The organism is Microcystis sp. M_QC_C_20170808_M3Col (assembly GCF_007095505.1).
GTDB lineage: Bacteria > Cyanobacteriota > Cyanobacteriia > Cyanobacteriales > Microcystaceae > Microcystis.
In genome coordinates, this window is sequence record NZ_SFBY01000336.1 from 1 (window position 1) to 8,261 (window position 8,261).

An 8,261-nucleotide genomic window follows, 5' to 3' on the forward strand; every position below is an offset into this window, starting at 1 on the left:
GCTCACCAAAGTCTTGCCGTCGGGACTAAAATTAACGCTATAGACAGAGCTATCATGCCCTTTGAGGGTGCGGATTTCTTGGCCTGTTTCTACATTCCAGAGTTTGATAGTCTTGTCATTACTACCGCTCACCAATGTCTTGCCGTCGGGACTAAAATTAACGCTCCAGACATAGCTATCATGCCCATAGAGGGTGCGGATTTCTTGGCCTGTTTCTACATTCCAGAGTTTGATAGTCTTGTCATTACTACCGCTCACCAAAGTCTTGCCGTCGGGACTAAAATTAACGCTATAGACATAGCTATCATGCCCCTTGAAGGTGCGGATTTCTTGGCCTGTTTCTACATTCCAGAGTTTGATAGTCTTGTCATTACTACCGCTCACCAATGTCTTGCCGTCGGGACTAAAATTAACGCTATAGACAAAGTTATCATGCCCATAGAGGGTGCGGATTTCTTGGCCTGTTTCTACATCCCAGAGTTTGATAGTCTTGTCATAACTACCGCTCACCAATGTCTTGCCGTCGGGACTAAAATTAACGCTACTGACATAGCTATCATGCCCATAGAGGGTGCGGATTTCTTGGCCTGTTTCTACATTCCAGAGTTTGATAGTGTTGTCATCACTACCGCTCACCAATGTCTTGCCGTCGGGACTAAAATTAACGCTTGTGACAGAGTTATCATGCCCATAGAGGGTGCGGATTTCTTTGCCTGTTTCTACATTCCAGAGTTTGATAGTCTTGTCATCACTACCGCTCACCAAAGTCTTGCCGTCGGGACTAAAATTAACGCTTAAGACAGAGTTATCATGCCCCTCTAAGCGATTGCGTTCACTTTTGCGGTTGAGAAGTTCCTGTAAGGCATTCGTCACCTCCTTGTTGTACGTCTGCTGCTTTTGTAGAATTTTTCCCGCTTTAATCGCTTCGACGAAAGCCTCCAAGTTTTTATGTTCATTCAATAGAGATAAGGAATATCTACCAAGAGACTCAGCTTGATTAAATTCTGCTTGTCTTGTCTGCTTCCAAGCCATCAAACCCAATCCCGTACTAACCACCACCGCTACCAAGGAACCCGCCGCAATCCTTCGCGCTGTTCTAATTTTTTCATTTTTTTGTCGTTCAGCTTGACTAATACTCGCCTTAATAAACTCAATCGCCACAGTATTTAAATTAGGCAGAGAATTATTCTTTTGAAACTCAACAATTTTAGCTAACTTAGAACCTCCCCAAAGCTCACTACTCGCTTTTACAGCATCTTGCTTCTGTAAATCATCCCACTGTTTCGCATCAGCATATAAACGACTTCTCAGAACAATTATCTCCTCTTTTTCTCGAATTAAATCCTGTAACACTTTCCAAGAACGTAATAACGCCTCATGTGCCACCTCAACCGTTGCTTTCCCGTCTTCTCCCTTACTCACCAACAGACGATTATCTATCAATTGATAGAGAACCTCCCTTTGCATTTCCTCCTGTTCAAAACTCGATTTATCCGCCCTTCTGCTAACCGCTTTTTCCCCTTCTAAACTAATTAACTCTAGAAAAATTTCCTCTGCTGCTTTCCGTTGCTGTTCATTAAATTTACCATAAATTTTATCCGCTTGTTTTTCTAGCGCACCCGTTACCCCACCAATCTCTTGATAAGTCTTAATATTTAAAACCCGCTCTTGAATATGATCTTTTTGCCACAATAAATCTAATGTATATTGTAACAGAGGTAAAGAGCCAGCCTGTTCATAAAAATCCGCAATAATTTGATTAATTAATCCCTGTTCAAAAATTACCCCATTTCTCGCCGCCGGTTCAGCAATAGCTAATCTTAACTCATTTTCATCCATATCCGTTAACATCTTGCTATACTGATCATGGATTTTTCCTAAACTGGGATAAGGACTTAATTTATCTAAAAAATCCGCCCTCATCGTCATCACAATTTTAACCAAACTATTATTCTTTTCAATCAATTTAATCAAACTTTTAATAAAAATATCCCTTTCTGTCTTCGGTGTACGAGTGAATAATTCCTCAAATTGGTCAATAAAAATAAACCATAAATCAGAATTATTTTTTAATCCTTCAACCACCTTAATTAAAGTATCTTCCTTAACAGCTTGTGCTAATTTTGCTTGGGATTGTTTATATCTATTTGCCAAAAGACAACCATAAAAAGACTCAAAGGGATTAACATCAGGAACAAAAGTTAAATTAACCAATCTATTTGCGCCAAAATCATCCTTTAACTTAGGAATTAAACCCGCTTGCACGAGAGAAGATTTACCACTTCCTGACGCACCTAAAAGCAATAAAACATTCTTTGGCTTTAAATAATCGGTTAACTCAATAATCCAATTATCTCGCCCAAAAAACCTATCCTTATCATCTACTTCAAACTTCCTTAAACCCAAATAAGGTGAACCCGTAATTAAGGGTTGATTGGTAATTTCAATCTCAGATTTCTGGATGCTAATATACTGATTGACTGTCCCTAGATTTTCACCAGCGACAGCTTGAACCCCACCTTCAATATTAAGATTTTTACCGGCTTGATTCTCATTCATCAGGTTTGGGTGCTAAAGCGCAACTACGAACTTTTAGGATTGTAAGTAACTGTTTGGCTTGCAGTCCCTCGATTTGAACCAACAACATTTTGAACCCCACCAGAAATATTTATATTATATTTACCTTCTTTTGCCCCTTCTGGATCTTCTTTTTTCATTACTTCTTGGGCTGCTTTAATAATTTCGTCATCCTCCTTCAGTTCTTTAAGTCCCGCTTCTTCTAACTCATCTTCCAAAAGAGCTTTCGTTTTTTCAGGTTTCTGTTCGTATTTATCTAAAATTGTTGATGAATCTGTTTTCCCTTTTTCTGCAAACTTCTTCTTAATCAACGCTTTTAAACTCTCATAAGCATCCTTAACGGCTGTTCCTGCCGTATCCTTAGCAGCAGCAGCCGCACCAGCAGCCAACGCAGCGAGAATTAGAGAAATCGGTTCCATTGCCTGAGACTCCAAATTAGATATTGCTGACTCAATTTTAGATCAAATCAGTTTTTAATAGTAAGCCAAACTGCAATCAGCTAGAGAACTGGAATTTCACAGCCAAGGCACTAAGTCTTAAAAGTATTGCTATGCAAGGCTCGTAGCTGAAAAAGCCAAACAAGGGTTTTCCCTGTGGATGGGGTTTATCAGTTATCAGATTTGAGTTTTCAATTCACTGTTTACTGTTTACTGTTTACTGAACACTGAAAAAAGCTCCCTGATTATCGCCGATGATACCAACGGGTAAATAATTTTTCTAACTCCACCCAAACGAATAACAAGGTACTAAATCCCAAACAGATTAATAATTCTTCTTTAGTTAAAAATTGAGTACCAAAAAAATCCCGCAGGGGAGGAACATAGATTAACATCAGTTGAAAAATTGTCGTCAGGGTTACTGCTACCCAGAGATAGGGATTAGTCAAAGGATTCATTTCTATGGTAAGATGATCGCTCGATCGCACAGAAATGGCATGACCCATCTGAGCTAAACAGAGAGTAGTAAAAACCATAGTTTTCCATGAACCAGTATTACCAAAAAGCGGATCCAAGCGCACAGCGATCAACATTTGAGTGATATTAATAATCGAAAAAATAATCCCAATTCTAACGATATAACTGCCCAAACCGCGAGCAAAAATACTTTCTTGGGGACTAAAAGGAGGGCGACGCATAATATCAGGAGAAGCGGGTTCCACAGCTAAAGCTAAAGCGGGTACACCATCAGTAACTAAATTCATCCAGAGAATTTGTAGGGGAGTTAGGGGAGTAGCTAAACCCAAAAGAGGCGAAGCAGCGATAGTAATCACCTCCCCGATATTACTGCCGAGAATATATTTAATAAAACTGCGAATATTGTGATAAACCACTCGCCCTTCTTCCGTAGCAGCGACAATGGTGGCAAAATTATCATCGAGGAGAATCATATCACTAGCCTCTTTGGTGACATCGGTGCCGGAGATTCCCATAGCAATACCGATATCTGCTTGTTTCAGGGCCGGAGCATCATTAACCCCATCTCCGGTCATAGCGACAAATTTACCCTTTTTTTGCAAAGCGCGGACAATAGTTAATTTATGTTCGGGGGAGACACGGGCATAGATGTTAGTTTTGTCAATGAGGTTTTCTAGCTGAATTGGTGATAATTTATCTAATTCTTGTCCTGAGATGACTAAAGCTCCCGCTTGGGCAATACCAAGACTTTTAGCCACCGCTAGAGCCGTTAATTGATGATCGCCGGTGATCATGATCGGACGGATTCCCGCTTCTCGACACCTAGCCACGGCGATTTGTACCTCCGGTCGTGGTGCGTCGATCATACCGACCATTCCTAGCCAAATTAGCTCATCTTCGCTGATTTCAGTTGATTCTGGTGGATAAATCAGGTTTTTATAGGCTAATCCTAAGACTCGCAAACCCCTGTTAGCCATAGCATTGTTAGCGACTAAGACTTGTTCTTTTTCCCTATCTCCAAAAGGAAGACTTTCTAATCCCGATTGATAGGAGAGACATTGTTCAAGGATTAATTCCGGGGAACCTTTGGTAAATAGTACGGGATTGACTCCTTGACAAATGACCGACATTCGCTTTCTTTGAGAAGAAAAGGGTATTTCAGCGATTCTAGGGAACTCTTGCTTGGTTAGGGATAAATTTAAGCCCGCTTTCGCCCCTAAAACTAATAAGGCTCCTTCCGTGGGATCGCCTAAAATGCTATCGTGACCGTTATCGAGGTCTAAACTGGCATCGTTGCAGAGGACACTGGCAATTAAAAGATGATGTAATTCTAGATCGGTTTTGGGATCGATCGCCTGTTGCTCGGAGTCTAAAAATTGTCCTTTTGGGCTATATCCTTCCCCAGTCACCGAAAAATTGCGATTAATTGTCTCTATCTCCCGCACGGTCATTTTATTTTCCGTTAGCGTCCCAGTTTTGTCGGAACAGATCACATTAACGGAACCAAGGGTTTCTACTGCCGGCAGTTTGCGAATCAAGGCCTGACGTTTGACCATGCGTTGGGTACCTAGGGCGAGAGTTAGGGTGATAACTGCGGGTAATCCTTCGGGAACGACAGCTACTGCCATACTAAGGGAAACTTCGACTAATTCCTCTAGGGCCGACCAACCGGCATTGATCAGGCCGATGGTAATAGTCAGGGCAACTAGAATCAGAGAACCAGCGACAAGGACATTACCCAAGTGAGTCATTCTTTTTTGGAGAGGAGTGGGTTCATTGCCGACTGTTGCTAACATTTGAGCGATTTTGCCTAATTCCGTCGTCATTCCCGTATTGGTAACGATGACCTTGGCCCGGCCTTGCAGTACTTCTGTTCCGGTAAAGACAAAATTTAAGCGATCGCCAAGGGGAGTATCCCGGTCTAAGGGGTCAATGGAGGCGGATTTATTAACACTATTTGCCTCTCCTGTCAAGGCCGATTCGCGAATTTGCAGGTTAAAAGCTTCGATAATTTGGCCGTCGGCGCTGATTTGGGTTCCCGCTTCAATCAGCATGATGTCCCCGGGGACGAGATTAACCGCATCTATTTCCGTGCGTTGGCCCTCGCGGATAACATTAACTTGGGGAGAGGAAAGTTTTTTTAAAGCGGCCAGAGCTTTTTCGGCGCGACTTTCTTGCAGATAGCCGAGCATACCATTGAGGATGACAATTGTTAAAATAGCGATCGTATCTTTGAAGGGAACGCCAATTTTAGCCAGATGACCGCGCTGTAATGCCAGTAAATCTAGTCCCCCGGAAATTATGGCCACGGCAATTAAGAGGAGGAGCATAATATTGGTAAACTGATCCAGGAGAATTTGCCAATTACTGCGCCCTGGACGTTCTTGTAGTTCATTTTTGCCATAATATTTAATTCTTTCGGCGATTTGCTCTCTATTGAGGCCATTAACAGCCGAACTACCGAGGATAGATAGGGTGGTTTCCACCGGATAGGTATGCCAAGGTTGTTGCAAGTTAACGCTGGAATGGGCAGAATAGTCGGCATTAGCGGCCATGGCAAGTGAAGATAGTTGATCTAGATAGATCTTAGCCGTTTCTTTCCCCGGTCACAGGAAAAAACAAATGTTTAAACTGGCTCTTCCTGCTCATAGACAGTCTTAACGAGTAATGTAGATAAGTAGCTGGTTATAATTAAATTGAAGATAGATCCCCCCTTGATAAGGGGGGTGTCTGAAAGTTTTTAACATCTACCTATTTAGTCAACAGCTTAGTAGGGCAAAGTAAACCAAAACTGTGAACCTTTTTCGTCATTATTCATAATGCCAATTTCACCTCCGTGAGCATGGATAATTTGACGACATAGATATAAACCTAGTCCTAAACTAATCTGATTATTATTATTGCCTCGTTGATAGCGATCAAATAATTGTTTTCTCTGGGTTTCGCTAATTCCCACGCCATTATCGGCAATACTACACCGGAGATAATTGCCCTCTAGTCTAGCGGATAAAGTGATAATTATCCCCTGGGGATTGTGTTTAAGGGCATTGGCTAATAAATTCTCAAAAACTCGCCAGAGATGGTGAGCATCGGCATTAACTAAAGGTAAATCGGGGGAAAAATTATTAATTAAAATTGCTTGATTTTCCTTTAATCTTAACTCCCATTCCTGACTAATTTGTTGACCGATTTCGTAGAGAGATAAAGGCCTTAGTTCTAGGGAAACTCCCCAAAGATCATTTTGTCGGGTTTCGACGAGAGAATCAATTAAAGTTAATTGTCGATCGCAACTGTTGGCCATCTGTTGTAAAATATTCAGGGATACTTCTTTAGTTTTTTCCTGAGAATTTTTAATTAAATTATTTAAGAGCATTGACATCCCGATCACAGGATTGCGGAGATCGTGAGAGACGGCATGAAGATAAATTTCTAAAGTTTCCTCAGTTTTTTGACGTTCTTTAATTTCGTTTTGGAGTTGTTTTTTTTGACGAGAAATAGTTAATTGATTTTCGATGCGTGCCATCACTTCTTCCCCTTGAAAAGGTTTAGAAATATAATCGACACCTCCCACTTGAAAAGCTTTGACTTTATCTAAGACATCATCAAGAGCGCTAATAAAAATCACGGGAATTTCTCTGGTTTTTTCATCAGCTTTTAACTGTTCACAAACTTGATAACCATTGAGATCGGGCATATTAATATCGAGGAGGATCAGATCGGGAATTAGCGATCGCACTGTATTCAGTGCCATCTGTCCATTAATCGCTTTCCGTACCTGATATCCCTTCTCGGTGAGCATAATCGACAATAGCCGCACATTATTGGGCAAATCATCGACAATTAAGACACTAGGGCGCGATGTGAGTTGAGTCATGCCGGTTATCACTTTACTAAACAGAGATTATCATCATCAACCATCGGCGACGGGAAAAGTAGCTATGGGACAAGGTTATAGTACCATCGCTTGGATTCCAGAGGAAGAAGGGAGTTGGGCATTACCAATTCGTCATGAAAGAATTACGAGTTTTGAAACTCCAATTAGTAAAGCCGTTTGGCAAATAAAACAAGTAAGTAAACAGTTTAATAAACGAATATTAGCCTTGTTAGACAGTGAATATGGGAATGCTTCTTATGTAAATAAAACGAAAGATATTGAAGTAGATTGTTTGATACAAATCCGCTCTAATTGTTGCTGGTGGGGAGAGCCAGAAAAATATAGTGGTCGGGGCAGACCAAAAAAACTGGGATAAACTTCAGGTTTAGCGATCGCCGCTTAGGTAAACATTTAGTCTAAACTCCAGTTTCAATCGTGGCTTGATCTGCACTGGTTCGGAGCGTTAGGGTATGGGGCGCGGCGTGGTTTCGTCCATTTGGATACTCGCAACGGCAAGGGATGGCGAACTGGTGGACAAAAAAGGTCCCCGGTGGGTTTACTAGGGGTTAACTACAGAAACCAAAAACCTAGCTAAAACTTTTTCAAGTTACTCATTTCCGTAGCTAGATAACTAAAATAAGTAACTTTTGCCACCGATAGATTTTAAGAACGTTATCAGGTATAATCAAGACATGAAGCTAGTTGAACGTCATATTATCAGTCAAAACCATCCCTTATGGTCAGAAATTGACCATTATGCCTTCTTGTCAAAAAATTTGTTCAATCTAGCTAACTACCATTATCGCCAATATTTCTTTGAAAACTCCCAAAAACTGAGTTTTAATCAACTCTATCATCTGGTATCTAAAACCTCAGATTATTTAGCTTTACCCACG

General features: G+C 41.0%; 6 protein-coding genes. 2 read left to right on the plus strand and 4 right to left on the minus strand.

Features of this window, described 5'->3' with window-relative positions; translation table 11 throughout:
- The 4 genes from EWV84_RS15400 to EWV84_RS15415 form a co-directional block, all read right to left on the minus strand.
- Positions 1–2,559: nSTAND1 domain-containing NTPase (locus EWV84_RS15400; RefSeq protein WP_287078710.1), on the minus strand; the 2,559-nt coding region annotated here is incomplete at its 3' end.
- 23 nt (positions 2,560–2,582) lie between these two features.
- Positions 2,583–2,996 carry a Het-E N-terminal domain-containing protein gene (locus EWV84_RS15405; protein WP_287078711.1) on the minus strand — a complete coding sequence of 138 codons (414 nt, stop codon included), beginning with the start codon at positions 2,994–2,996 and terminating at the stop codon, positions 2,583–2,585.
- 263 nt (positions 2,997–3,259) lie between these two features.
- A complete protein-coding gene (locus tag EWV84_RS15410) occupies positions 3,260–6,046 on the minus strand; it encodes a cation-translocating P-type ATPase (RefSeq protein ID WP_287078712.1) in 2,787 nt (928 codons plus the stop codon).
- Positions 6,047–6,258: 212 nt separating this feature from the next.
- Positions 6,259–7,365 (minus strand): hybrid sensor histidine kinase/response regulator, encoded by a 1,107-nt coding sequence (locus EWV84_RS15415; RefSeq protein ID WP_287078714.1) that lies wholly within the window; start codon positions 7,363–7,365, stop codon positions 6,259–6,261.
- Here EWV84_RS15415 and EWV84_RS15420 point away from each other — a divergent pair.
- Both EWV84_RS15420 and EWV84_RS15425 read left to right on the plus strand, forming a co-directional pair.
- Positions 7,364–7,741: a hypothetical protein gene (locus tag EWV84_RS15420; protein WP_416361038.1), complete on the plus strand. Its 378-nt coding sequence runs from the start codon at positions 7,364–7,366 to the stop codon at positions 7,739–7,741. The genes EWV84_RS15415 and EWV84_RS15420 overlap by 2 nt on opposite strands.
- Positions 7,742–8,057: 316 nt before the next feature.
- Positions 8,058–8,261: transposase (locus EWV84_RS15425; protein ID WP_287078716.1), on the plus strand; the 204-nt coding region annotated here is incomplete at its 3' end.